The 24,304-nt window shown below is 75.2% G+C and carries 21 protein-coding genes; 10 read left to right on the plus strand and 11 right to left on the minus strand.

The window, feature by feature from the left end; translation table 11 throughout:
* Window positions 1-117: 117 nt before the first annotated feature.
* Both OG370_RS37405 and OG370_RS37410 read right to left on the minus strand, forming a co-directional pair.
* Entirely contained in the window at window positions 118-1,152 is a 1,035-nt protein-coding gene (locus OG370_RS37405) for an NUDIX hydrolase (protein WP_328472289.1), read from the minus strand.
* Between the two features lie 65 nt (window positions 1,153-1,217).
* Complete coding sequence (locus OG370_RS37410) at window positions 1,218-1,751, minus strand: winged helix-turn-helix transcriptional regulator (protein WP_328472291.1); 534 nt, start codon at window positions 1,749-1,751, stop codon at window positions 1,218-1,220.
* Window positions 1,752-1,877: 126 nt separating this feature from the next.
* On the opposite strand from OG370_RS37410, the gene OG370_RS37415 reads away from it, so the two are divergent.
* Window positions 1,878-3,362 (plus strand): MFS transporter, encoded by a 1,485-nt coding sequence (locus tag OG370_RS37415; RefSeq protein WP_328472293.1) that lies wholly within the window; start codon window positions 1,878-1,880, stop codon window positions 3,360-3,362.
* Window positions 3,363-3,440: 78 nt separating this feature from the next.
* On the opposite strand, the gene OG370_RS37420 is transcribed toward OG370_RS37415, so the two are convergent.
* Complete coding sequence (locus OG370_RS37420) at window positions 3,441-4,352, minus strand: DUF2797 domain-containing protein (protein WP_328472295.1); 912 nt, start codon at window positions 4,350-4,352, stop codon at window positions 3,441-3,443.
* A 222-nt stretch (window positions 4,353-4,574) separates the two neighbouring features.
* On the opposite strand from OG370_RS37420, the gene OG370_RS37425 reads away from it, so the two are divergent.
* From OG370_RS37425 to OG370_RS37435, 3 genes are all read left to right on the plus strand, one after another.
* The gene (locus tag OG370_RS37425) at window positions 4,575-4,910 is read left to right on the plus strand and encodes an SHOCT domain-containing protein (protein ID WP_328472297.1); all 336 of its coding nucleotides are present in this window, start codon (window positions 4,575-4,577) and stop codon (window positions 4,908-4,910) included.
* The gene (locus OG370_RS37430) at window positions 4,907-5,719 is read left to right on the plus strand and encodes an ABC transporter ATP-binding protein (protein ID WP_328472299.1); all 813 of its coding nucleotides are present in this window, start codon (window positions 4,907-4,909) and stop codon (window positions 5,717-5,719) included. The genes OG370_RS37425 and OG370_RS37430 overlap by 4 nt, the downstream gene beginning before the upstream one ends.
* 77 nt (window positions 5,720-5,796) lie before the next feature.
* On the plus strand, window positions 5,797-8,331 hold the full coding sequence (locus OG370_RS37435; RefSeq protein WP_328474780.1) for an ABC transporter permease: 2,535 nt from the start codon (window positions 5,797-5,799) through the stop codon (window positions 8,329-8,331).
* A 281-nt stretch (window positions 8,332-8,612) separates the two neighbouring features.
* Here OG370_RS37435 and OG370_RS37440 read toward each other — a convergent pair whose 3' ends face one another.
* Together OG370_RS37440 and OG370_RS37445 are read right to left on the minus strand one after the other, a co-directional pair.
* Window positions 8,613-9,119, minus strand: a complete 507-nt coding sequence (locus OG370_RS37440; RefSeq protein ID WP_328474782.1) for an ATP-binding protein — start codon at window positions 9,117-9,119, stop codon at window positions 8,613-8,615.
* Window positions 9,120-9,360: 241 nt separating this feature from the next.
* Window positions 9,361-10,701: an aminotransferase-like domain-containing protein gene (locus tag OG370_RS37445; protein ID WP_328472301.1), complete on the minus strand. Its 1,341-nt coding sequence runs from the start codon at window positions 10,699-10,701 to the stop codon at window positions 9,361-9,363.
* 138 nt (window positions 10,702-10,839) lie between these two features.
* Between OG370_RS37445 and OG370_RS37450 the strand changes: the two genes are divergently transcribed.
* From OG370_RS37450 to OG370_RS37470, 5 genes are all read left to right on the plus strand, one after another.
* A complete protein-coding gene (locus OG370_RS37450; protein ID WP_443060816.1) occupies window positions 10,840-11,688 on the plus strand; it encodes an alpha/beta fold hydrolase in 849 nt (282 codons plus the stop codon).
* Window positions 11,689-12,199: 511 nt separating this feature from the next.
* Window positions 12,200-12,985 (plus strand): molybdopterin-dependent oxidoreductase, encoded by a 786-nt coding sequence (locus tag OG370_RS37455; protein WP_443060817.1) that lies wholly within the window; start codon window positions 12,200-12,202, stop codon window positions 12,983-12,985.
* The gene (locus OG370_RS37460; protein WP_328472303.1) at window positions 12,966-13,718 is read left to right on the plus strand and encodes a cytochrome b/b6 domain-containing protein; all 753 of its coding nucleotides are present in this window, start codon (window positions 12,966-12,968) and stop codon (window positions 13,716-13,718) included. The genes OG370_RS37455 and OG370_RS37460 overlap by 20 nt, the downstream gene beginning before the upstream one ends.
* Window positions 13,719-13,849: 131 nt before the next feature.
* Window positions 13,850-15,259 carry a hypothetical protein gene (locus OG370_RS37465; RefSeq protein ID WP_328472305.1) on the plus strand — a complete coding sequence of 470 codons (1,410 nt, stop codon included), beginning with the start codon at window positions 13,850-13,852 and terminating at the stop codon, window positions 15,257-15,259.
* 193 nt (window positions 15,260-15,452) lie between these two features.
* Entirely contained in the window at window positions 15,453-15,866 is a 414-nt protein-coding gene (locus OG370_RS37470; protein WP_328472307.1) for a hypothetical protein, read from the plus strand.
* A 51-nt stretch (window positions 15,867-15,917) separates the two neighbouring features.
* Here OG370_RS37470 and OG370_RS37475 read toward each other — a convergent pair whose 3' ends face one another.
* The 5 genes from OG370_RS37475 to OG370_RS37495 all read right to left on the minus strand — a co-directional run bounded on the left by OG370_RS37475 (window position 15,918) and on the right by OG370_RS37495 (window position 21,669).
* Window positions 15,918-16,754 (minus strand): DeoR/GlpR family DNA-binding transcription regulator, encoded by an 837-nt coding sequence (locus OG370_RS37475; protein WP_328472309.1) that lies wholly within the window; start codon window positions 16,752-16,754, stop codon window positions 15,918-15,920.
* Window positions 16,755-16,945: 191 nt separating this feature from the next.
* Window positions 16,946-19,417, minus strand: coding sequence for a right-handed parallel beta-helix repeat-containing protein (locus tag OG370_RS37480; protein ID WP_328472311.1), 2,472 nt, complete (start codon window positions 19,415-19,417; stop codon window positions 16,946-16,948).
* 117 nt (window positions 19,418-19,534) lie between these two features.
* Window positions 19,535-20,113, minus strand: a complete 579-nt coding sequence (locus OG370_RS37485; RefSeq protein ID WP_328472313.1) for an Rv1733c family protein — start codon at window positions 20,111-20,113, stop codon at window positions 19,535-19,537.
* 98 nt (window positions 20,114-20,211) lie between these two features.
* Entirely contained in the window at window positions 20,212-21,039 is an 828-nt protein-coding gene (locus OG370_RS37490) for an MOSC domain-containing protein (RefSeq protein ID WP_328472315.1), read from the minus strand.
* A 42-nt stretch (window positions 21,040-21,081) separates the two neighbouring features.
* The gene (locus OG370_RS37495) at window positions 21,082-21,669 is read right to left on the minus strand and encodes a DUF6643 family protein (RefSeq protein WP_328472317.1); all 588 of its coding nucleotides are present in this window, start codon (window positions 21,667-21,669) and stop codon (window positions 21,082-21,084) included.
* Between the two features lie 205 nt (window positions 21,670-21,874).
* Here OG370_RS37495 and OG370_RS37500 point away from each other — a divergent pair, with 205 nt between their 5' ends.
* Window positions 21,875-23,008 carry a Tellurium resistance gene (locus OG370_RS37500; protein ID WP_328472318.1) on the plus strand — a complete coding sequence of 378 codons (1,134 nt, stop codon included), beginning with the start codon at window positions 21,875-21,877 and terminating at the stop codon, window positions 23,006-23,008.
* Between the two features lie 19 nt (window positions 23,009-23,027).
* On the opposite strand, the gene OG370_RS37505 is transcribed toward OG370_RS37500, so the two are convergent.
* Window positions 23,028-24,197: a glycosyltransferase gene (locus OG370_RS37505; protein WP_328474788.1), complete on the minus strand. Its 1,170-nt coding sequence runs from the start codon at window positions 24,195-24,197 to the stop codon at window positions 23,028-23,030.
* Window positions 24,198-24,304: the final 107 nt, after the last annotated feature.

Genomic DNA, 24,304 nt, shown 5'->3' on the forward strand with positions numbered 1-24,304 from the left:
CGGCCTCGGACGGGGAGCGGTCAGGCCGGGCGAGTGGTCCGGGCCGAGGCCGAGGGAACGGGCCGGGGCGTCGGCCGGCGCGCGTCCGACGCCCCGCTGGACGGGTCCGCGGACGGGTCACGGCGCAGGGTGCCCGGCCTCCAGGTTGAGGGCGCGGCCCTGCTCCCGCGCCCGCAGCGCCCAGCGCAGCCGGTCCAGCCGGACCGGGGGCAGCAGCCCGGCTGCTTCGTCCTCGGTGACGAAGCGCCAACCGCGCAGTTCGGCGTCGGGCAGCAGCAGCCGGCCGATGTCCGCGGAGGGCATCCGGCCGCCGTCGAAGAGCAGCCGCAGACCGCCGTGGCCCGGCGGGTGCGGCGGTTCCCAGTCCACGACGAGCAGTTCGAGCCCGCCGGTCAGTTCGATGCCCAACTCCTCGGCGACCTCGCGGTAGCCGGCCCGGGCCGGCGACTCGCCGCGCTCCACGATGCCGCCGGGGAACTCCCAACCCGGCTTGTAGGTCGGGTCGACCAGCAGCACCCGGTCGGCGTCGTCGAAGAGCAGCACCCCGGCGGCCACCGTCTCCGCGCGTGGCTCGGGCGTCTGGATGATCCCGCAGACGCCCCGGCCGCGGCCGACCGCCTCGGTGACCGCCACCGCCGTCTGCCGCGGGTCGAGCCCGCCGGTGTCGACCACGTGCGCGTCGCCGGTGAGCCAGGGCAGGGCCGCGGTGTAGTCGGCGATACGGTCCAACGCCCAGCGCCGGGCGGCGTCGTCGGCCCCGGGGTCGTCCGGAGCGTCGGCCCGGGCGGCGATCCGCGCGCGCAGGATCGTTTCTCCCGGGTCGAGCAGTACATGTTTCACCTCGATGCCCCGGGCCGCCAGCCCGCCGAATATCTCGTCCCGGTGCTCCTGGCGCAGCAGCGTCATCGGTGTGACGAGCACACCGCCGACCTCGGCGAGCAGCGCGGCGGCGGTCTCCACCACCAGCCGCCGCCAGATCGCCAGTTCCTGGTAGTCGGTGACCTCCTGGAGCCGCTTCTCCGGCAGTAGCTGGCGCAGGCAGCCGCCGAGCGCCTCGGGGTCGTACAGGGTGCTCTCCGGTACCAGGTCCAGCATCTCGCGTGCCGCGCTGGACTTGCCGGCGCCGAACGCCCCGTTCACCCAGATGATCACGGTGCCCCCTTCTCCGTTGACCCCTACGAATTGCCCGGATCATCGGCACCGGCAAACGCACCCGGTCACGTGGTGGCACGTACCGGCCGCAGCAGCCGCCACCGGCCGGCGAGCACCGCGGAGACCGGGTCGTCCCGGCCGGGGCCCTCCGGGCCGAAGTGCGAGCGCATCTCCACGTCCTGCGGCGGCACCGGATGCACCGCGCACGGCGGGCAACCGCCGCTGGCGTCGAGCCGGGTGCCGCACCGCGCGTGGTGGAAGGTGCGCAACGGGCCGCCCGGGGTGGCGTGCCGTCCGCCCCACAGCGCCAGGCCGTGCACGACGGGCCACAGTTCGAGGCCGGCGTCGGTCAGTACGTAGTCGTGGCGCCGCGGGGACTGCTGGTAGGCGACCCGGCTCAGGACGCCCGCCTCGGTGAGGGCGGCGAGCCGGGTGGTGAGCACGGCGCGCGGGATGTCGAGGTGGACCAGGAAGTCATTGAACCGGCGCACGCCGTAGAAGGCGTCCCGGAGGATCAGCAGGCTCCAGCGCTCGCCGACGACCTCCAGGGCGCGGGCGAGGGAGCAGTCCTGCTGGGCGTAGTCGGTGCCGAGGGCCATGGGGGACAGGGTACTGCTCGGTTCGGTGAACAGACTCAGACTGCTAGGCTGCCGTTCCGCTCGTGAGTTCATTCACCAGACCTACCTGTTCGGGTGGGTCGGCAGCCCTCGACGGAGGAGCCCCGTATGGACGTTCAGGCCGCACAAAGCGCCGAGGTGCCACCCGTGCCGGGTGCCGGAGCGGGGGTGGAGGACACGGCGGCGAGCGGCCCGGAAAGGGCCGGTACGGACGCGGCCGGGGCGGAGCGCGCGCCAGGGGCCGTCGCCACGCTGCTGACCGTCGGGCTCGGCACCCTGGTGACGCTGATGGCCTTCACCGCGCCGGCCAGCACGCTCGCCGCCACCGCCGGCGGCCTGCACGCCGGGCCGGTCGCCCAGACCTGGATGTTCACCGGGACCCCGGTCGGGCTCGCCGCGCTGCTGCTCACCGCCGGGTCGGCCGCCGACGCCCGCGGCCGGCGGCGGGTGTTCGGCGCGGGCGCCGTCCTGCTGGTCCTGGCCAGCGTGCTGTCGGCCGCCGCTCCCGACACGGCGCTGTTCCTGACCGGCCGGATACTCCAGGGCGCCGCCAGTGCCGCCGTGCTCGCGTCCGGTCTCGGCCTGATCGCCCAGACCCACCCCGCCGGGCCGCACCGGGTGCGCGCGCTCGGCTTCTTCGGCGCCACCCTCGGCGCCGGCATCGCGCTCGGCCCGGCCTACTCCGCGTTGCTCACGCAGGTCTGGGGTTGGCGCTCGCTGTACTGGGGCCTGGCCGTGCTCGCCGCGGCCACCGCCGTGGCGACCTGCTCCGTGCCGGAGTCGCGGGCCGAGCGGGCCCGCGGCCTCGACCTGAGCGGCGCGCTCGTGCTCGGCGCCGGGATCGCCTGCCTGGTCGCGGCGTTCGGCGAGGGCCGCAGCGGCTGGACGCGGGCCGCGGTCCTGGTGCCGCTCGCCGCCGGGCTGGCACTTCTCGCGCTCTTCGGCGCCGTCGAGCGGCGGGCGGGCGAGCCGATGCTCGATCCCGCGCTGTGGCGCAGCCGCGCCTTCCTGGCCGCGGGCGTCGGCGCGTTCAGCACCGGGCTGGCCGTCGTCGGACTGTTCAGCTACCTGCCGACCGAACTCGAACTCGTCCTCGGCATGAGCCCGCTCGCCGCGAGCCTGCTGTTCATCGTCTGGGCCGGGGTGTCCGCGGTCACCGCGCTCTTCGCCCGCCACCTGGCCGGCCGGATCGGCGCCGCCGCCCAGGTCGCGCTCGGCCTGCTGCTGTCCGGGGCCGGCCAGGCCGCGCTGTACGGCCTGCGGGCCGGCGGCTCCTACGGCCACCTCGTGCCGGGCCTCGCGGTCGCCGGAATCGGCGGCGGCGTCCTCAACGCGGCACTGGCCCGGCTCGCCGTCTCCAGCGTTCCGGCCGACCGCAGTGCCATGGGCTCCGGCGCGAACAACACCGCGCGGTACGTCGGTTCCGCGCTGGGGCTGGCCCTGACGGTGTCGGTGGCGAGCGCCGCGCACGGGCGCACCCCGGCGGCCGCACTGGCCGCCGGCGCGAACCGCGGGTTCCTGGTCAGCGCGGCGATCTGCGCCGCCGGGGCCGCGGTGGTCCTGCTGGTCGGGCGGGAGCGGCCCGGGCGGTGACACCGGAGGCGGGGCGGCCGCGCGACAGGCCGTGACGGCGACCGGCCGACCAGGGGACCGCAGCGCGCCGCCGGGCGCTCAGAACAGCGGCTCCGGCTCGGGTTGTCGAGGGCGCAGGGGCGCGGTCGGGGCGGGGCGGGCGGCGGAGAGGTCCTCGCCGGGGGCGGGGCGGCGCAGCGGCCATCCCGCGGCCAGGCGGGCGTCGAACAGCAGCGGGCCGTCCGCAGTGTCGAGGTACACGTCGTGGCCCGCGATCGCGCGGACCGTGCCGGCCAGGGCGCGGCCGGGCAGCAGCGCGGTGACCTCGGCGACCGGGGCTGGAGGCGGCGGCTCGGCGGCGAGCCCGAACACCTCGGCGTGGTCCACGCAGCGCAGGGCGGCCGGGGCCAGCGACTCCGGCAGCGCGCCGCGCAGCTCCGTCACCCGCGCGTGCAGGGCGGCCAGTTCGGCGGCGCGGGCCGCCGGTCCCGGCAGGAGGTGCCGGGCCGCGCGCTTGGCCGGGTCGAGCATCCGGTCGGGCAGGTCGAGGGCGGCGCCCAGCACCGATTCCGTCCGGCGGGCCGCCATCAGCGGACCCTCGCCGAGGAACGCGAAGCACACCGCGGCCTGCTCCAGCAGCCGCAGCCGTCCGCGGGCGGCGGCGGTGATGCCGACCTTGTGCAGGCCCGGCCCGAAGTACGCCAGGTACACGCGGTACGGCTGCCCGTCGTCCGGCACGGTGTCCGCGGCGACCGACGACGTACGGTCCAGCGCCGCGCACGCCTCGCACCGGTCGCGCCGCGCGCCCGGCGGGAGTTCGGCGGCGTACGGGCACGGGGTGTTGCGGGCCGCGCGCCACACGCCCGCGCAGCGCCGGACCGCGGAGCCGTCCAGCGCGAGGTGGAGCGGGGCGCCGAGCTCCAGCGGGCTCGCCCGTACTCCGTGCGAGGGGTGCCACCACATCCAGCGCGCCCCCTCCTCCCGCCAGCGCATACCCGTGCTCCGCCACATGGCGTCCACCGTAGGCGGCCCCACCGACAACGCGCCGGGCCCGGCCGCGCAGGGGGCGGGGAGCAGGTCGCCGGCCGCCGGGGTACTGCCCGGGGAGCAGCGGAGGTGTCGCCGGCCGGACGACGACGCGGGGGGTGGGCGCGGACCAGGCTCGGTGGTGTCGGAACAGCCGGACGACGGACCGGCGAGAGGGTCCGGCACCGATCGAGGAGATGACGGACGATGGACACGTTGGCGTGGCACAACGGCGGGCCCGGCCCGTGGATTCTGTTCTTCCCGCTGGTGTGGGTCGCCATGGTGGCCGTGGTGATCACGACGCTGCGGCGGGTCGGATGGCGGCGCGGCTGGGGCGGCGGCGGGCCGTGGCACTACCAGCAGCGCGGCGGCGTCGGCGGCGAGCACTCGCCGATGGCGGTGCTCGGGCGCAGGTTCGCCTCCGGCGAGATCGACGAGGAGGAGTACTGGCGGCGGATGTCCGTACTGGAGGAGCACTTCGCCAGGGACCCGCGCGGCACCGCGGGCGGCGGCCGGCCCGGTGGCAAGGGCGGTGCGGCGTGAGTCCGGTGGCCGGCGCCGCCCCCGGTGACGTGGCCGCCCCGGGCGGTGTCGCGGCCGCCCGGGTCGCCGCCGCCACCAAGGTGTACGGCACGGGCGACGCCCAGGTGCGGGCGCTCGGCGGGGTGACGGTCGCGTTCCCCGCCGGGCGCTTCACCGCGATCATGGGCCCGTCGGGCTCGGGGAAGTCCACGCTGATGCACTGCGCGGCCGGGCTCGACACGCTCAGCTCGGGCACGGCGTTCATCGGGGAGACCGAGCTGGGCACGCTCGGGGACCGGCAGTTGACGCTGCTGCGCCGCGAGCGGATCGGTTTCGTCTTCCAGTCCTTCAACCTGGTGCCGACCCTGACCGTCGCCGAGAACATCACGTTGCCGATGGACCTGGCCGGGCAGCGGCCCGACCGGGAGTGGGTGGACGCGCTCATCGACGTCGTCGGTCTCGGCGGGCGGCTGGCGCACCGGCCGAGCGAGCTGTCCGGCGGCCAGCAGCAGCGGGTCGCGGTGGCCCGCGCGCTGGCCGGCCGGCCCGACGTGGTGTTCGCCGACGAGCCCACCGGCAACCTGGACTCCCGTTCCGGCGGCGAGGTGCTCGACCTGCTCGGCCGGGCCGTGCACGCGATGGGCCGCACGGTCGTCATGGTCACCCACGACCCGAACGCGGCCGCGCACGCCGACGAGGTGGTCTTCCTCGCCGACGGCCGCCTGGTGGACCGGATGACCGGGCCCACCGCCGAGCGGGTGCTCGACCGGATGAAGGCGTTCGACACCCGCACCGGCGGTGCCCTCGCCCCGAGCGGGGGCACGCCGTGACCGACCCGACGACGAGAGCGACGGCGACGACCCCGGCGGGCGCGGCCGGCAGCGGCGGCGGCGCGAACCGTACGGCGCTGCGCCTCGGCCTGGCCGGTCTACGCGCCCACAAGCGGCGCTTCGCCGGGACCGTCGTCGCCGTCTTCCTGGGCGTCGCGTTCCTGGCCGGCACCATGGTCATGGGGGACACCCTGCGGGCGAGTTTCGGCGCGCTGTTCGCCGACGCCGACAGCGGAACCGGCACGGTCGTACGCGGCGCGGAGCAGATCAAGGCGGGCCGGGGCGTGGGCACCCGCCCGCCGGTGCCGACCGACCTGATCGCCACCATCCGGAAGGTGCCCGGTGTCGCGGCGGCCGAGCCCGACATCGAGGGCGCCGGCGAGATCGTCGCCCACGACGGCAGGACCCTGCAGACCAAGGGCCCCACCAACGCGGGCAACTGGATCGCCGACCCGAAGCTCAACCCGTACCGGCTGGTCCAGGGCCGCGCGCCGAGCCGCCCCGGCGAGGCGGTGATCAACCGCGGCGCGGCCGACCGGGCGAAGCTGAAGGTCGGCGACCACACGCTGCTGCGCACGCCCGACCCGGTGCCGATCACGATCGTCGGCATCGCCACCTTCGGCGGCCAGAGCGGTGAGGGCCAGACCACCTTCACCGGGCTGACCCGGTCCGACGCCGAGCGCTACCTGATGCCAGAACCCGGCGAGGCGAGCGCCATCAAGGTCAGGGCCGGGCCGGGGATCGGCCAGCGGGAACTGACCGACCGGGTCGGCGCGGCGCTGCCGGCGCGGTACCAGGCGATCACCGGCAAGCAGGCCGGCGACGAGACCGAGGACGCCACCGCGGGCACGTTCCTCACCCTTTTCACCAGCCTGCTGGTGGTCTTCGCGGGCATCGCGCTGCTCGTGGCGACGTTCAGCATCCACAACACCTTCGCGATCGTCGTGGCCCAGCGGACCCGGGAGAACGCCCTGTTGCGGGCCCTCGGCGCCAGTCGCCGCCAGGTGCTGGCGGCCACGCTCGCCGAGGCCACGGCCGTCGCCATGGTCTCCTCGGCGGCGGGCCTGCTCGGCGGCATCGGCATCGCGGCCGGCCTGCAGGCGCTCTTCCCCGCGGTCGGGTTCCCCTTCCCCGGCGGGGGCCTGGTGATCCACGCGCTGTCGATGGCGGTGCCGCTCGCGGTCGGGCTGGCGGTCTGCGTCGGATCGGCGCTGCTGCCCGCGCTGCGGGCCGGGTGGACCGCGCCGCTGGCCGCGCTGCGGGAGAGCGCCGTCGACACCTCGGGCGGGTCCCGGCGGCGGGCCGTGACCGGGGCGGCCATGGCGGTGGCCGGGGTCGCGCTGACCGTTGCCGGTGTGGCCGGCCCGACGCTGCCGCCCGCCGCGGCCGGCGCCGCGCTGACCCTGGCCGCGTTCGTGGTGCTCGGCCCGGTCGCCTCCTCGCTCGCGGTGCGGGTGCTCGGCGCTCCGCTCGGCCGGCTGCGCGGGGTGAGCGGCACGCTCGCCCGGCGCAACGCGCTGCGCAGCCCCAAGCGGACGGCGGCCACCGCGACCGCGCTGATGATCGGAGTGGCGGTGGTGTCGCTGTTCACGGTGCTCGGCGCGTCGATGAGGACCACGATGCACCGGACCGTCGACCGCTCCTTCGCCGGTGACGTCGCGATCAGCGCGCAGGTCTACGGCGCGGGCGGCGCCGGGCTCAGCCCGCGGATCGCCCCCACCGTGGCCGCGCTGCCGCAGGTCGGCGCGTCGGTCGGACTCGGCCGCGGGGTCGGCGAGATCGACGGCGCCGGGCGGCAGTTGACGGTCACCGACCCGGTCGCGCTCTCCCGGCTGCTGGACCTCGGCACGGTCCGCGGCTCCCTGGCGGGCCTGGGCACGCACGGGATCGCGGTCGCGAAGGACGAGGCGAAGCGGCACGGCTGGCACCCCGGCAGCAGCATCACGGTCGGGTTCGCGGACGGGCAGCGGCTGCCGTTCACCGTCGGCGCCGTCTACGACCGGGCCGACCTCGCGGGCGACTACCTGATCACCCGCGCCGCCTGGGCGCCCCACCACCTCCAGGACAAGGACACCCTCGTCGCGATCGGCTTCAAGGACGGCGTGTCCACGGCCGCGGGCAAGGCCGCCGTACAGAAGGCGGTGGTGCCCTTCGGCTCGCCCGACGTACAGACGAAGGGCGAGTACGCCGCGTCGTCGGCCGCCGGCATCGACACCTTCCTCACCCTGATCTACGCCCTGCTGGCGCTCGCGGTGCTGATCGCCCTGCTCGGCATCGCCAACACCCTCACCCTCGCGGTGCACGAACGCACCCGCGAGCTGGGCCTGTTGCGCGCGGTCGGCCAGACCCGCGGCCAGCTGCGGGCCATGGTGCGCTGGGAGTCGGTGGTGGTCGCCGCGTTCGGCACCGCGGGCGGGCTCGGGCTCGGCGCGTTCCTCGGCTGGGCGCTGGTACGGGCCGCCGACGGCGACGGGATCAGCGCGTTCACGCTGCCGCCGGCGCAGCTCGCGGTGGTCGTGCTGGTCGGGGTCGCGGCCGGGGTTCTGGCCGGCTGGCGCCCGGCCCGCCGGGCGGCCCGCCTGGACGTGCTGCGGGCGATCGCGGCGGAGTGAAGCGGCGCACGGGGGAGTGCAGTCCCGCGCGGGGCGCGGTCCGGCGCGGGGCCAAGTCCCGTGCGGCCGACCGGAGATGGCAGGCCCGTCCGCTGGGCCTCCGGATGCCGGACCGGCCGCCTCCTCCCTGTCACGGGAGGCGGCGGCCGGTCCGGCGCTCACATCTCTACGGCGTACGCCTGCGCTCTGCGCGCGTGCGCGCGGTGCGCGTCAGGCGCGGTGTCGGACACGGTGTCGGACGCGGGGTCGGACACGGGGTCCGACGGCGGTCCGGGAGGCGGTCAGGCGACCGAGGCCGCGACCGCGACACGCTCCTCGGGCACGGTCTCCTCCAGCGGTACCGCGGCGGTCCGCAGCGGGACGAGCTTCGGCTGCTGGGTGGGCGTGCGCAGCACGAACCACACCACCTTGCCGGTCTCGTCGGGCAGCAGGTCGGTGCCCCAGCCGTCGCACATCGCCTCGACCATCGCCAGGCCGCGGCCGGTGGTCGCGGTCGGCTCCATCGGCTGGAGGTGCGGCAGCCGCGTGTCGTGGTCGGCGACGGCCACCGTCAGGCGGTCCGGCACCAGGGTCATCTTCACCGCGCACTGCTTGTCGGGCTTCGCGTGGCGGTGGACGTTCGCCAGCAGCTCGCTGATGCCGGTGGAGGCCGCGTCGACGAGGGGTTCCACCCGCCAGTAGCGCAGCTGGGCGGAGACGATGCGGCGGATCTGCTGGATGCGGTAGGGGTGCGCTTCGAGTTCGAGTGCGCACTCGCGCATGGCTGGGTCGGTCTGGTCGGATTGCATGATCACGGCTGCGACTCCCTCCGCGGTGGGGCCGGCTCCCGTACGGGGGCCGGGCTTCACCGCTCCGATGGGAACACTTGAGCGGGAATGCGTAGAGTGACTGCTGCAGTACTCCGTGATGCGTAATCAGGTTCACCCGTTGCGGGGGTTGCCGCAACTCGGAGTCTTACGGCGCGTTTATCGCGGCGGCGAGCGGTTCCTGATCCGGGGTCCGGAGGCGGTTCCGGGGGATGCCGCGGGGCTACTCCGGCGCCGAGTCCTCCGGCAGCGTGCGGGCGAGGTCCGCGAGGGTGGCCAGCGCGGTGCGCAGCACGTCCCGCGGCGGAGAGGCGAGGCCGATCCGCACCGCGTCGGGGGCCCGGCGCGACCCGGCGGCGAAGGACGCCGCGGGCGTGACCGCGATGCCCCGGCGCCCGGCCGCGGCCACGAACGTGTCGGCCCGCCACGGCTCCGGCAGGTCCCACCAGCAGAAGCAGGAGTACGGGTCGGCGCGCACCGCGAACCCGTGCAGCACCTCCGCGGCGAGCGTCTGGCGTACCGCGGCCTCGGCCCGTTTCGCCGCCGACAGCCGGGACACGGTGCCGTCGCCGACCCACCCGGCCAGCGCCTCCAGTGCGTAGCCGCTCACGCCCCACCCGCCCGAGCGCAGCGCCGCCGCCACCCGCTCGGCGAACCCGGCCGGGACGACGGCGAACCCGGCGGTCAGGCCGGGCGCGAGCCGCTTGGAGAGGCTGTCGGCGAGCACCACCCGCTCCGGGGCGTACGCGGCCAGCGGCGGCGGGGCGTCCGGCCGCAGGAACGACCAGATCGCGTCCTCCACCGCCACGGTGCCGGTGCGGCGCAGCGCGTCGGCGACCTCGGTCCTGCGGCGGTCGGACATGGTCAGGGAGAGCGGGTTGTGCAGCGTGGGCTGCGCGTACACCACGTGCAGCGGCCCCTCGCGGTGCGCGGCGACCAGCGCGTCCGGCCGCAGCCCCTCCGCGTCGCAGGCCAGCGGCACCACCGTGCGCCCCAGCCGCGCGGCCAGCGCCTTGACCACGGGGTAGGTGAACTCCTCCACCCCGATCCGCCCGCCGACCGGGACGAGCGCGGTGAGCGCGCCCGCGATGACCTGGCGACCGCTTCCGGCGAACAGCACGTCCGCCGCGGCCGGTTGCCAGCCCGGCCGGGCCAGCAGCGCGGCGACCGCCGCGCGGGCCGCGCCGGTGCCCCGCGCGCCGCCCGGGCCGAGCGCCGCAGCGAGCACGTCGGGCCGGGCCAGCCGGGCCAGGCCCGCGGCCAGCAACTCCGACTGCCCGGGCACCACCGGGTAGTTGAGCTCCAGGTCGACCCGCTGCCGCGCGGGCTCCGCGAGCGCGGGCCCGGCGGCGGGCGGCGCGGCCCGTACGAAGGTGCCGCGCCCGACCTCGCCGACCACCAGCCCGCGCCGCACCAGTTCGGCGTAGACCCGGCCCGCCGTGGAGTCCGCGATGCCGTGCCGCCGCGCGAACGCCCGCTGCGTCGGCAGCCGGTCCCCGGCCCGCAGTTGCCCCGACGCGATCCGCGCGGCCACCGCGTCCGCCACCCGCCGGAAGTCCCGCACGCGTCCTCCCCCTGATCCGCCGTCGAAGCCCGTCCGTCCGCCCGCAGCCTATTGCACCGAGATCAATGCCGCGTATTGCCCTCGTGATTGCCCGCTCCCTAGCATCGGCATACCGGAGGAGCAGAGGAGAAACCCCAGGTGAGTACGGTAATCGTCAACGGGATCACGATCGGCTACGACGACACGGCCGACGGCCTGGGCCCGCACGAGGGGCCCGCGAAGCACGCGGATGACGCCGAGCCCGCCCCGCTGCTGCTGGTCCACGGCCACCCCTTCGACCGCACCATGTGGCACCCGCAGACCGCCGCGTTCGGCGCGGGGCGCCGGGTGATCGTCCCCGATCTGCGCGGCTACGGGGCGAGTTCGGTACGGCCCGGCAGCACCGGGCTCGACGTGTTCGCCCGCGACCTCGCCGCCCTGCTCGACACCCTCGGCGTGCCCCGGGCCGTGCTGTGCGGGCTGTCCATGGGCGGCCAGATCGTGCTGGAGTTCCACCGGTTGTTCCCCGGGCGCGTCGCCGGACTCGTGCTCGCCGACACCTTCGCCCAGGGCGAGACCGACGCGGGCCGCCGGGAGCGGTACGCCCGCGCCAAGGCGCTGGAGCGCGACGGCATGGCGCACTACGCGCACGGCGTGCTGGACTCGATGGTCGCCCCCGCGACCATCGACGAACAACCGGACGTCGCCGCGCACGTGCTGCGGATGATGCTCGCCGCGCCGCCCGAGGGCGCCGCCGCCGCGCTGCGCGGCCGGGCCGAACGCCCCGACCACACGCCGACCCTGGCGCGGATCGCGGTGCCGACGCTGGTGGTCGTCGGCCGCGACGACGTCTTCACCCCGGTCGCGGACGCGCGCTTCCTGCACGAACACGTCCCCGGCTCGCGGCTCGCGATCGTGGAGGCCGCGGGCCACCTGCCGAACCTGGAACGACCCGAAGCCTTCAACGCCGCGCTGTCGGGACTGCTCACGGCGGTGGCGGAACGGTAGGGGCCGCGACCGGAAGTGCCCACCGGTGCGCGGTGGGCGGCATGGCGCCTCTCCCGTTGCCTTTGCCGGGTGGGGGGCTTCCGGCGAGGCGAGGGGGAGCGCCCCCGTCGTCGGCGGAGCCGCCCGGATACGCTCGGTGAGAGGGCGATCTCCCCTGCCCTGGCGGCCGGGAGACGCATGACCGCGTGGCAATGTGCTGCGGGTACCTCCTCCGCCGAAGGCGGGACCGGGCCGACGGCGTACGGCAACTGGCATCCGCCGTGAGGAAGTTCAGCCCCCCGCCTGGAGCGTGGCCCGGAGCCGCGCCCGCGGCCGTGGATGGGGCCGTGTCCGTAACCGCTGCCGAGCTGCCGGTCCCGCCCGTACCCGCGCCCGTGGTCGGGGCCGGGCTTCCCACGGGGTCCGTTCGTGCCCCAGGCGGGGGCGTGGGGGCAAGGGCTGAGATATGACGAAACGCTGACATCGGCCGCAGGCCCTGGCTCTCGGCGGTCGCGCGTGCTCGAATCGCTGTATGGACAACCACACCGCCGGCCAGGCCGCCGCGGACGGCGGCACGGGGGCGGAACCCGGCGTCGAGCCCGGCGTAGAGGAGGGCCGCGGCGCACCGGTCGGGCGGCGGGTCGTGCTGGGCATGCTCGGGCTCGGCGCGGTCGGCGTGGGGGTCGGCGGCGCCGTGCAGGGCCGGCTCGACTCGATCCTCGCCTCGGTGAGCGCGAAGGACCCGACCGGGGTGACCGGACTGCTGCCCGGCGGCGGCGGTTTCCGGTTCTACTCGGTCTCCGACTCCATCCCGCACCGCGGCGAGAGCGACTACCGGCTGACGGTGGGCGGGCTGGTGGACAGGCCCGCGTCGTACCGCCTCTCCGACCTGCGGGCGCTGCCCCAGACCCGGCTGGTGCGGGACGTGCAGTGCGTCACCGGCTGGCGGGTGCCCAAGACCGCGTTCTCCGGGGTGCGGCTGTCCACGCTGCTCGACGCGGCCGGCGTCAAGTCCGCGGGCGGCGCCGTCCACTTCACCTGCTTCGACGGCGTCTACACCGAGAGCCTCACGCTCGCGCAGGCCCGTCGCAGCGACATGCTGGTGGCCCTCACCATGGACGACAAGCCGGTCACCGCCGCGCACGGCGGCCCGGTCCGGCTCTACGCGGCCCCGATGTACTTCTACAAGTCGGCGAAGTGGCTGTCGGGCATCACCGTCACCGAGAAGGTCGAACGCGGCTACTGGGAGCACTACGGATATGACGTCGACGGATGGGTCGGAAAGTCCAACGGCCGCCATGACGCGCCGACGTCGTGACCGTACGGCCCCGGCCGGGACCGTACGGCGCTTCACCCGCGCCGAGACCTGGGTGCACCGCACCCTCAACACCCTCATGGCCGTCTGCGTGTTCACCGCCGCGTGCCTCTACCTCCCGCCGCTCGCCGAGATCGTGGGCCGCCGCCGGCTGGTGGTGACCGTGCACGAGTGGTCCGGCATCCTGCTGCCCGTACCGCTCGTGCTCGGCCTCGCCTCCCGCGCCTACCGCGCCGACACGCGGCGGCTGGGCCGGTTCTTCCCGCACGACTGGACGTGGCTGCGCATCGCCGCCCGCAGGCGCCGGCGCGACTCGCGGTACGCGGGCAAGTTCAACGCCGGTCAGAAGCTCTACGCCGCGTTCGCGGTCGGCGCGATCCTGATCATGATGGGCACCGGCCTGATCATGTGGTTCCCGCGGCTCACCCCGCTGCTGTGGCGGACCGGCGCCACCTTCGTCCACGACTGGCTCGCGCTGCTGGTCGCCGCCGTCATCACCGGGCACGTGTGGCTGGCCGGCAGCGACCCGGAAGCCCGTCGCGGCCTGCGCACCGGCCGGGTCTCGCACTGGTGGGCGCGCCGGGAGCACCCGCTGTGGCACACCGGGCCGCCCGCGTCCCCCGAGCCGCCCGCGCCCTCCGTATCCTCCGCGACCCCCACGCCGCCGCCCGTCGCCCCCGCCTCTCCCGCACCCGGTACGACCTCCCGCGGCACCGACGACGGGGACACCCGCTGACGGCGCCACCGTAGCCCGCCGAACCGCCGACAACCCTTCTCCCAGGGCCGGTTCGGTTCCGTTACAGCCAGGACACGCTACGGATGCCCCGGGGCCACCGGGGTTTCGCCGCCCGCACCTAGCGTCACCGTATGACCACGTCGCAGTTGACGAGCCGGAGGGCCGCCGATCCGGCCGGGTCCGAGGCGCGGTCCGAGCCGCCCGCTGCCCCGCCCGAGCCCCACCGTGCGCGGCGGCGGGTGCGGCTGCGGCTGAACGGGCCGCGTCGGCTGGGCGCCCGCGCCGCCCTGGCGCTGCTGCTGCTCGCCGCGTTGTGCGCCACCGCCGTGATCGGCGCGGTGACCGTACGCGGCGACACCGCGCGGCTGCGCACCACCGTCTCCGGCCGGGCCGCCGTCGCCGCCCAGTTGAGGTTCGCGTTGGCCGACCTCGACGCCCAGCACGCCGACACCCTCGCGCCGGGCATGTCGGCCGACGGCAGCGGCACGTACGTCGGCAACCAGCTCGAAGCCCTGATCACCGCGCAGCAGCGGCGCGCCCAGGTCAGCGACGCGCTGCGACGGCTCAGCGGCGACGGCGCGCACGGCGACCTGGTGGGCGAACTCCTCGACGGCCTGGGCCACTACGACGACCTGAGCGGCCGCGCGTCCTACGTCGACGAGCAGGCGCCCGACCGGCTCGCCGGTCACCCGCCGGCGGTCACCGTCGCCATGAACGCGCAGGCCGCGGCCGTGATGACCCGGACGCTGCTGCCGACCGCCGACAGGCTCGCGGCGGATTACCAGCTGCAGGCCGACCACGACACCGCCCGGGTGCGCGCGGACACCCGGCGCTGGGCGCTCGTGGTGGGCCTGGTCGGCCTGGCCACGCTGCTGCTCCTGCTGTGGTGGCAGCGCGAACTGGCCCGCGACTACCGGCGGTTGTTCAACCCGCCGCTGGTGGCCGCCACCGCCGCGGTGCTCGCGGTGTGCCTGGCCGGCGTGCTCGCCCTGACCTCCTGCGCGAGCGGCGCCGCCGCCGCCGACCGCCAGGGGCTGCGGCCCTGGTCGCGGCTGGCCGAGGCGAGCGCCGTGGCCGCGCAGGCCGCGGCCGCCGAGAGCCGCTGGTTCGTGCAGGGCGACGACCTCGGGCGGAGCGACGCGACCCTGTTCACCACGCTGACCAAGCGCCTCGACACCCTGCTGACGCCCGCCGGCTACGCCACCGCGCGCGAACGCCCCGCGTACGAGGACGTGCTCACCCGCTACCACCGGTTCCGCGCCGACGACACCACGCTGCGCCGCCTGACGAACGACGGGAAGACCGACCAGGCGGCCGTGCTGCTCACCACGGTCGGGCGCGGGGACATCGCCTTCGACTTCTGGGACTTCGCGACCACCCTGGACGACCTCGCCGGGCAGCAGCTCGACGACTTCGCCGCGCACGCCGCCGACGCCCGGGGCAATCTGGCCGGTTGGCCCGCACTGCCCTCCGGGGCGCTGGGCGCCGCCGCGCTGCTGGCCCTGCTGGCGGTCCGGCCCCGGCTGGCCGAGTACCGCTGAGTACCGCTGAGCGGTGCCCGGAGGGCGAGCGGCGCCGGGCCGGCGATGACCGGCTTTTTCCGGGAAGCCGGGGGAGCCACGCCGCCGGGCGCCCGGCGAACGTATATTGGTGGGTCGAAGCCGTACCGCCTGGGGGGGCACCGAGCACGACTCTTCACCCCCGGCCGTCCTGGACGAGATGAGAGCCTGCCCGATGACCACAGACTCCGCGCCCACCCCGGAAGGGGAGTCGTCCATCCCGGACGAGGTGTGGGAACAGTTCCTCTCCGACAACGAGCGCGACATCCGCGCCTCCGCGCCCAAGGAGCCGTCCGCGCGCGCCCGGATCGTCGCCCGGCGGCTGCGGGAGCAGGAAGCGCGCGCCGCCGCGGCACCGGGCAGCAAACGGCGTCGCGGCAGGCGCGGTGGCGCCTCCGTGCCGGCCTCCCCGATACCCGACGACACCTCCTGGCGCACCGGCCGCACCGGCCGCACCGACGAGAGCGACCGGCGCAGGCTGCGCCGCGGCCGGCTGCGCGGGATGGTCGCGGTCGTCCTGCTCGTGGTGATCCTGCTGATCGTCCTCTCGCCCAGCCACGCCTGGTCCCTGGTCACCGGCAAGGGCTGATTCCCCGCCGGGGGCGGCGCCGGCGGCTGCGGCTGCGGGACGCCGCGGCGGTCAGGTCAGGGTGGGGGACGCGGGGTCGCCCGCGACGATCAGGTCCGACAGGTGCTCGGCGATCTCCTCGCGCAGCACCTCAGGGATGCCCGCGTCGGTGACCAGCGTGTCCACGTCCTCCAGGGTGGCGAACGAACTCAGCCCGACCGTGCCCCACTTGGTGTGGTCGGCGATCACCACCACCCGCCGTGCCGAGCGGACGAACTGGCGGTTGGTCTCGGCCTCCGCGAGGTTCGGCGTGGACAGGCCCGCCTCCACCGAGATGCCGTGCACGCCCAGGAAGAGCAGGTCGAAGTGGAGCGACTGGATCGCCCGGTCCGCGACCGGCCCGACCAACGTCTCGGACAGCGTGCGCATACCGCCGGTGATCACCACGGTGGCCGCGGCCGAGCCGTGCGTGCCGCCGGCCAGCCGCTGACCGGACTGGAAGACGTCCGCGACCCGCACCGAGTTGGTCACCACGGTCAGGTCCGGCACCTCCAGCAGTTGCTGGGCCAGCGCGTACGCGGTGGTGCCGCCGGCCAGCGCGATGGCCGCGCCCGGCGGGACCAGGGCGGCGGCCTCCCGCGCGATCGCCTCCTTCGCGCCCAGCTCCAGGCCCGACTTCGCCTCGAACCCCGGTTCGTGGCTGCTCGGCTCGACCACCGGCACCGCGCCGCCGTGCACCTTCTCCACCACGCCCTGCCGCGCCAGCGCGTCGAGATCGCGGCGGACGGTCATGTCGGAGACGTTCAGCCGCCGGGTCAGCTCGTTGACCCGCACCCCGCCGCGCCGTCGGACCTCGTCCAGGATCAGGGCCCGCCGCTGCTCCGCGAGGAGGTTCTGGTTGTCGCTCACCCGTGACCCCGTCCCGTCCGTGTCGTTGTCCAACTACACCGACCGCTTATCTTAGGCGCCCCTGACCCCCCGGGGTGGTCCGTACCGTCGGTTTCGCGATCACCCCGCGGTGGTGGGTCGCCCGCGCCGCTTCCCGCGGTCCTGTGTCCGTGTGGCACTTCCCCCGAGAAGCCCCCGAACGCGGGCAGCCGCTAGTTGAGGTTGGGCAGGTCCTCCGGGTAGAGGAGCTGGAGTTCGTCGTGGGTCGGTTCCTCGACGTGGGCCATGCGGACCGCGTGCCGTTCGACCATGCCCTCGAAGGTCTGCCTCGCGGTGCGGCCGTTGCCGAACGCGGGGCCCTTCGGGATCGCGGTGAAGTACTTCATGAGGGCGTCGGCGGCGTCGTCGCCGAGCCGGTACTCGTGCTCGGTGGCCTGCGCCTCGACGATCTGGAGGAGCTCCCCCGGGGTGTAGTCGCCGAAGGTGATGGTGCGTGAGAAGCGGGACGCCACACCGGGGTTGGAGGCGAGGAACCGCTCCATCTCGGCGGTGTAGCCGGCCACGATCACCACGACCGCCTCGCGGTGGTCCTCCATGAGCTTGACCAGCGTGTCGATCGCCTCGCGCCCGAAGTCGCGGCCGGCGTCCTCCGGCGCGAGGGCGTACGCCTCGTCGATGAAGAGCACTCCGCCGCGCGCCCGGTCGAACGCCTCCTGGGTGCGGATCGCGGTCGAGCCGATGTGCTCGCCGACCAGGTCGACGCGGGAGACCTCGACCAGGTGCCCGCGCTCCAGTACGCCGAGCGAGGCCAGGATCTCGCCGTACAGCCGCGCCACGGTGGTCTTGCCGGTGCCGGGGGAGCCGGTGAAGACCAGGTGGCGGCGGGGCGAGGGAGCCTTGAGCCCGGCCTTCTCACGGCGCCGGCCGACCGAGATCAGGTCTATCAGGGTGCGCACCTCGCGCTTGACGCCGTCCAGGCCGACCAGCGCGTCCAGGTCGCCGAGGACGGCGTCGCTCTCCCGCGCGGTCACCCGCACCTGCGGCTCCTGCTGCTGCTCGGCCGGCCGCTGCGCGGGGACGCCGCCCAGCAGGCCGTACGACTGCGTGCCGGGGCTCTGCTGCCGGGCGGGCGTGCCGGGGGCGGCGGAGGTGCCGGCCGGGGCCGCCGTGCCCAGCACGCCGCCGGTCGCGGTCGGCACCGGCTCGGGCATGTCGTCGGTGGCGGCCCGGTCGCTGGTGCAGTCCTCGGTGACCGGGCCCGGCTCGGAGAACTCGTAGCCGCCGCGGGCGCACCGCTCGGTGCGGCAGCGGGTCAGGTGGGACCGGCAGCCGTCGATGACATGGAAGCCGAAGCCCCGACTGCCGATCACCCGGCACCCGTTGAACGTGCCGCGGCCGCCCGCCGACACGTACACGCCCGCCTCGGCGGGGTTCGTGACCGTGCAGCGCTCCAGCGCCGGGTCGGCGCCCTTGGTGACGATCACGCCGGTCGCGGTGTCGTCGATGGTGACCTGGGAGAGGGTGCCGCCGCTGCCGTGGTCGCGGAACCACGCACCGGTGGCCGCCTCCTTGATCCGGCAGTCGTCCAGCTGCACGCTGGCGCCGTCGCTCACCGACACCGCGGTGTTCCGGATCTGCGCGAAGTCGCTGTCCACCACGTCCGCGCGCGAACCGCGGTCCAGCACGAACAGCGCGTCCGGCACGTCGTGCACGCGGCAGGAGTCCAGTATGGCCACCGCGCCGTCGCTCACCCACACCGCCGGATAGTCGCCGGTGCTGTCGTGTATCTCGCACTGGTTGGCGTCCACGCGGGTGCCCGGGTCCCACACCGACAGGCCGTTGCGGCCGAAGCCGCGCACCGTGCAGCGGGTGAGCGTCAGCACCGAACGGGCCCGCAGGTCGACGGCGTTCTCCGGGATGTCGTGGAGGTCGCAGTCGGCCATCGCGAGCACCGCGTCGGTGTCGAGGGTGATGCCGTCGCCCGTGGTGCGGTGCACCTGGCAGTCGGTGAACTGCCCGCTACCGCGCGCGGACAACTGCACGCCGGTGCCGCGTACTTCGAACACCTCGCAGCTCACCGCCTCCAGCGAGCTGCCCTCACCGGTGACCGACACCCCCGCGCCGGAGGCGTGGTGGATACGGCAGCGCTCCAGCCGGGGGGACGCGCCGCCGCGGACCGCGAAGCCGTTCTGCCCGGCGGCGATCACCTCGCACTCCTCGAACAGGCCGCCCGCACCGTCCAGGACGCTCACGCCGAGACCGGCCGGGTTGTCCACGGTGCAGCGGCGTACCGTCGGCCGGGCGCCGTCGCGCACCTCCAGGCCGACCGCCGAGCGGGTGCTGATCCGCACCCCCGACAGCTCCGGGGCACCCGCCTCGACCAGCAGCGCGGCCGAGGTGACGTCCTGGCACTCGACCAGCAGGTCCTGCACGACGGCGGCGCCGCGCAGGGTCAGCGCGACCCCCGAGGCCGGCGCGAGCCGCACGGTGCCGGGTCCGTCCGCGCAGCGCAGCGTCACCGCGCTGTCCACCAGCAGGTTCTCCCGGTAGGTACCGGGACCCACCGAGAGCACGTCGCCGTCACTCGCCGCTTCCAGCGCGGCGGCGAGGGTCTCGTACTCACCTGTGCGGCGGCGCCACCGAGAACTGCTCGGATTGGTCACCTGCACCACGCCATGTGCCATCGGGCTGCTCAGCCCCCACCTCTTGCGTCGGCCGACCGGGGATCAACCGTAGCGCGAGCGGAGGCATGCTGGTGACGCGCGGCGGGCCGCCGGACGCCAGAAGGAGCCGCCGGACGGTCAGCCGCCGGCGCCCGCGCGGCCCCAATCCTGGCCCACCCGGGCCCATTCGCGCTCCCAGGAGTCCAGCCGGCGCAGCATCAGACGCCACATCAGCAACTGGCGGGATATCACCAGCAGTCCGACCACGGCCGATCCGGCCGCGACGCCGGCCAGCACCGCGTGGGTGGCCGCCGTGGCGGAGTCCAGCGGCGGCGGTACCAGCCGGCCCTTGTGGTCGGTCCAGATCCTGATCCGGCCCTGCTGCACCACCTCGACATCGGAGGAGACGGAGGCGGTGTGCGACGTGCCGTCGGGTCCGGTCCAGCGCAGCTGCTCGGCGGGGTGCGTCTCGGAACCGGACGGTTTGGAGCGGGCCAGCGACGCCGTCACCAGGCTCCGCTCGGAGTGCTCGGTGGCCACTTCATGCCGCAGGGCGCGGCCGACCGACCGATCCGCCCACCAGCCGAACAGCGGCGACGCGCAGAGCAGGACGGCGAAGAGCAGCGCGAGCCACGTCTCCACCACGTCCGTGCGCCGGCGCAGCGGATTGCGCCGCCAGCGCCAGCCCCGCCTGGTGACTCTCGTGCGACCCCTCATCGACGGCCACCCCCTTCACACCCATCAACTACCTACCGCAACCGGCGCGGTTCATGCCTGCTCCGTCCGCCGGGGCGCGGACGGGGTGCGTGGAAACGTCACTCCACCACCGTCAACGGATCGCCGACGTGCAGGGTTCCTGATGTCTCGGGCACGAGATTCTGGCCGAAAACGAGCTGACTGTTGATGTTGCGGTGCCGGCCCAGGGTGCGCAGCGGCTCCCGACCGCGTACGCCGGTGCGCTGGTCGGTCGTGGTGATCACGCACCGCCCGCAGGGCTTGGGCACCCGGAAGACCACCTCGCCGATCCGCACCCGTCGCCAGCCGTCCTCGGCCCATGCCTCGGTGCCGACCACGACGGCGTTCGGGCGGAACCGGTTCATGGGCAGCGGGCCCTCGTCCGCACGGTCGCCGGCGGCGATCAGCTTGTTGAGCGCGTCGAGCGACGCGGTGGTGGTGACCAGCAGCGGGAAGCCGTCGGCGAGGCTGACCGTCTCGCCCGGCCGCGCGTACTCGGGGTCGATCGGCCTGCGCGACTCGGGCCGGTCGAGGTGGACCAGCCGTACCGGCATGCCGAGGTAGGCGCTGCACCACGCGCTCGCGGCCTCGTCGGCGGGCCGTACTTCGAGCGTGCCGGAGAAGATCCGGACGGTCTCCAGCGGCCCGGGCGGCGGCACCGCGACGTCGAGCGGCCGCCGGCCGGGCGCGGTCAGCCGCAGCCCGCCGTGCTCGTCGAGCACGGCGCCGATCAGCGCCAGCCGCGCGTCCTCGCGCTGCGTGACGGCCTTGCCGGTGCCGGCGTCGACCAGCATCCAGCGGCGGTCCCCCGCGAGCCCCCACGGCTCCACGACCGCTGCTGGCGTGCTGGTCGCACGCAGCGACTTGACCGGATAGACGTGCAGCGCGCTGACTTCGGGCATGGTCATATGACCATCGTGCCACCGGGCCGGGCGCCGCTCGTCGGGAGGTCAGCCCTGGTAGTACCCGCCTCCAGGCTGCGCCGGCGGGACCCCGAGACCGAGGTTGCGGCGCTGGTAGTTCTCCTCGGGGTGCCCGGCGGGCCCCTGCCGCGGCGTCATCGGCCGCGGCGGCGCGGGGCGGGCCGTCTGGTACCCGGAGGGAGACGGCTGCGGCGGCTGCGCAGGGTAGCCGGCGCCGTTGGTGTTGTACCCGTTGCCGTACCCCTGGCGCGGCGCCGCGGCCTGCTGCGGGACGTAGGGCGCGGGCTGCGGCTGGTAGCCGCCGCCCTGGTAGCCGTTCTGCATCGGCTGGGGCTGCGGCTGGTGCTGCTGGCCCATCTGTCCCATCGGCGCCGAAGGACCGGCCGGCAGCGCGGGGAGCGCGGCCGGCAGTGCGGGCAGATTCCCGCTGCTGCCAAAGGAGTTGTAGCCGCCGGACTCGTACGAGGGGTACGGCGCGGGCACGCGGATGGGGGCGATCTGCGGGGTGCCGCGCTCGGCCACGAGGCTGTCGTAGATCGGGGTGTCCGGGAAGGACGCAGACGAAGGGTAGTAGCTGCCGTAGCCGCCACCGTACGAACCGCGGGGGGTGGTCATGAGCCATAAGTTAAGCCCACGATGTGGTCGTTGGGGAGACCGATTGGATGGTTGTTTTGCGTGCAGGGAGTGACCTCAGGTCACCAATATGAGCGAACCCCCGAAAAACGGTCACCATCTCAGGATGTGATCAGGTAAAAGGCGCGTGTCATGTGCGTAACCCGGGGGTCGGCACGCCGTGGACGAGGGCGCTGAGAGGGTGTCAATGACGCTGCGCGCAGGGGAGAGCGTGGAGCTTCCGGCGGGGGCGGTCCTACGGTTCCGGTACGAACCGGGGGCCGGCGGGGACCGCGGGGGGACCGGCGCGGGCGGATCGGGCGGGCCCGGCGGTCGGTCCGGCGGCGGGCCGGGTGTGCTCGGGGTGCTGCCGCCGGTGCGCTCCGGTGCGCCGTCGTCCTCGCCGGACCGGCTGGACCCGACGGCCCCGCCGTCCCCCGGGGAGACCGGACCCGGCGTCACCGTGGCGGACCGCGGCACCATCCTTTCGGTGGACCTCGCGATACTCGCCGAGCCCGGGCAGACGGTGCGGATCGTGCTGCGCGCACCCGGCCGGGCACCCGCCGCGGGCCGGATACGGCTGCTCGCCGTCGGCGTCCCGGGCGCCGAACCCGCCATCGGGCTCGCCGACATGGAGTGCGCGGCCCCCACCGGCACCGATGCCGACACCGGCGTGCGCGGCGACTACGTGGTGGGGGAGTGCTGCCACTACGACGACCGCTGGCACTTCCGTGCCCTTCTGTGCCCCGCGGACGCCCGCCCCACCGCCGTGACGCTCACCGAGGACGCGCCCACCGCGTCGCTCACCCTCCAGGGCGCCACCCGCGGCACCCTGCGCGCCACCCCCGCCTGGCAGCCCGCGGCCCCGGGCACCCCGGTCCCGGCCGGCATCGACCTGTGCGCCCTGTTCGAACTCACCGACGGCAGCCGCGGGGTCGTCCAGGCCCTCGGCGGCGGCCACGGCGCCCTGGACCGGCCGCCGTACCTGCGGCTCGGCACCGACCGGCACCACGGCGACCACGTCGCCTTCGACCTCGACCACGGCGCCGCCTTCCGCCGCGTCCTGCTCTTCGTCAGTGCCCACACCGGTGACCACGACCTGCGCGGCCTGAACGGTTCCCTGATCCTGGACTCCGGACACGGCGCCGGCATCCGTGTCCCGCTCGGCCCCTGCACCGCGCCCGCCACCGCCTGCGCGCTCGCCCTGCTCGTCCGCGACGGCCCGCACCTGCTCGTCCGCCGCGAGGCCCGCTACCTCGCGCCCCGCGCCGGCCTGAGCCCGCAGCGGATGGTCGACTACGCCTACGGGTGGGGTCTGCGCTGGACCCCCGGGCCCGGCTGAGCCCGGGGGACGCCGCGGATCACACCGTCGCGTCGGGCTTCGCGTAGGTGCGGCCCTTCCACGCCGCGCCCCGGCCGCGGTAGTGCTCCACCGCCGAGTCCACCGTCATCAGCAGGTACAGCGCCGCGGTGTACGGCAGCAGCGGGGCCAGCGCCCACGGCTGCCCGTAGTACCGCAGCATCGGCAGGTACGTCCCCGCCATCACCGCCCATGCCGCCGCGCCCATCACGCACAGCGGCCACGCGCCCGCGAGCGCCCCGCCGATCGCCGCGACCGGCGGAACCAGGTAGATCAGCGCGAGCCCCAGCACCGTGCCCAGCAGCACCAGCGGGTTGTGCCGCAACTGGGCGTACGCGCTGCGCGCCACCATCCGCCACAGCTCGGCCAGATCCGGGTACGGGCGCACGCTGTCGACGCGTTCGGCCAGCCCCAGCCAGATCCGGCCGCCCGAACGCTTCACCGCCCGGGCCAGCGCCACGTCGTCGATCACCGACTGCCGGATCGCGTCCGGCACGTCGGCGGCCTCCGCCGCGGACGCCCGCAGCAGCACGCACCCGCCGGCCGCGGCCGCCGTACGGCCGCCCGGGCGGTTGATCCAGCGGAACGGGTAGAGCTGCGCGAAGAAGTACACGAACGCCGGGACGATCAGCCGCTCCCAGCCGGTCTCCACCCGCAGCCGGGCCATCTGCGAGACCATGTCCAGGTCGTTGCCGACCGCGGCCTCCACCAGGGCCCGCAGGCTGCCCTCGCGGTGCGCGATGTCCGCGTCCGTCAGCAGGAAGTACTCCGCGCCCGTACGCTCCCGGGCCAGCGCCATCCCGTGCCGGACCGCCCACAGCTTGCCGGTCCACCCCTGGGGCGGCTCGCCCGGCGAGGTCACGGTCAGCGGCAGCGAGCCCGGTCGCTCGCCCAACTCCCGTGCCAGCTCGCCGGTCCCGTCCGTGCTTCCGTCGTCCACGAGGAAGACCTCGGCCCGGCCCGGGTACTCCTGCGCCAGCAGCGAGGCCAGGCTCCGCCCGATCACCTCGGCCTCGTCGCGCGCGGGCACCACCACCGCCACGTCCGGCCACGCCTTCACCGCTTCGCCCCCGCCGCCCCGCGGCAGCCGCACGTCCGTCCGCCAGAACCCTCCCTGCCCCACCAGCAACCACGCCCACGCCACCAACGACACCCCTGCGACCCCGGTCATCACGCTCACCCCCGCAGTGTGCCGTACGGCGCCGCGCCGACCCGCCCGCCCTGCCGAGTTCCGTCGGTTCCGGGACCACCTGTCGGTGGTTGGCTGCTCGCGCCGTT

The sequence above is a fragment of the Streptomyces sp. NBC_00448 genome, from assembly GCF_036014115.1.
Classification (GTDB): Bacteria; Actinomycetota; Actinomycetes; order Streptomycetales; family Streptomycetaceae; genus Actinacidiphila.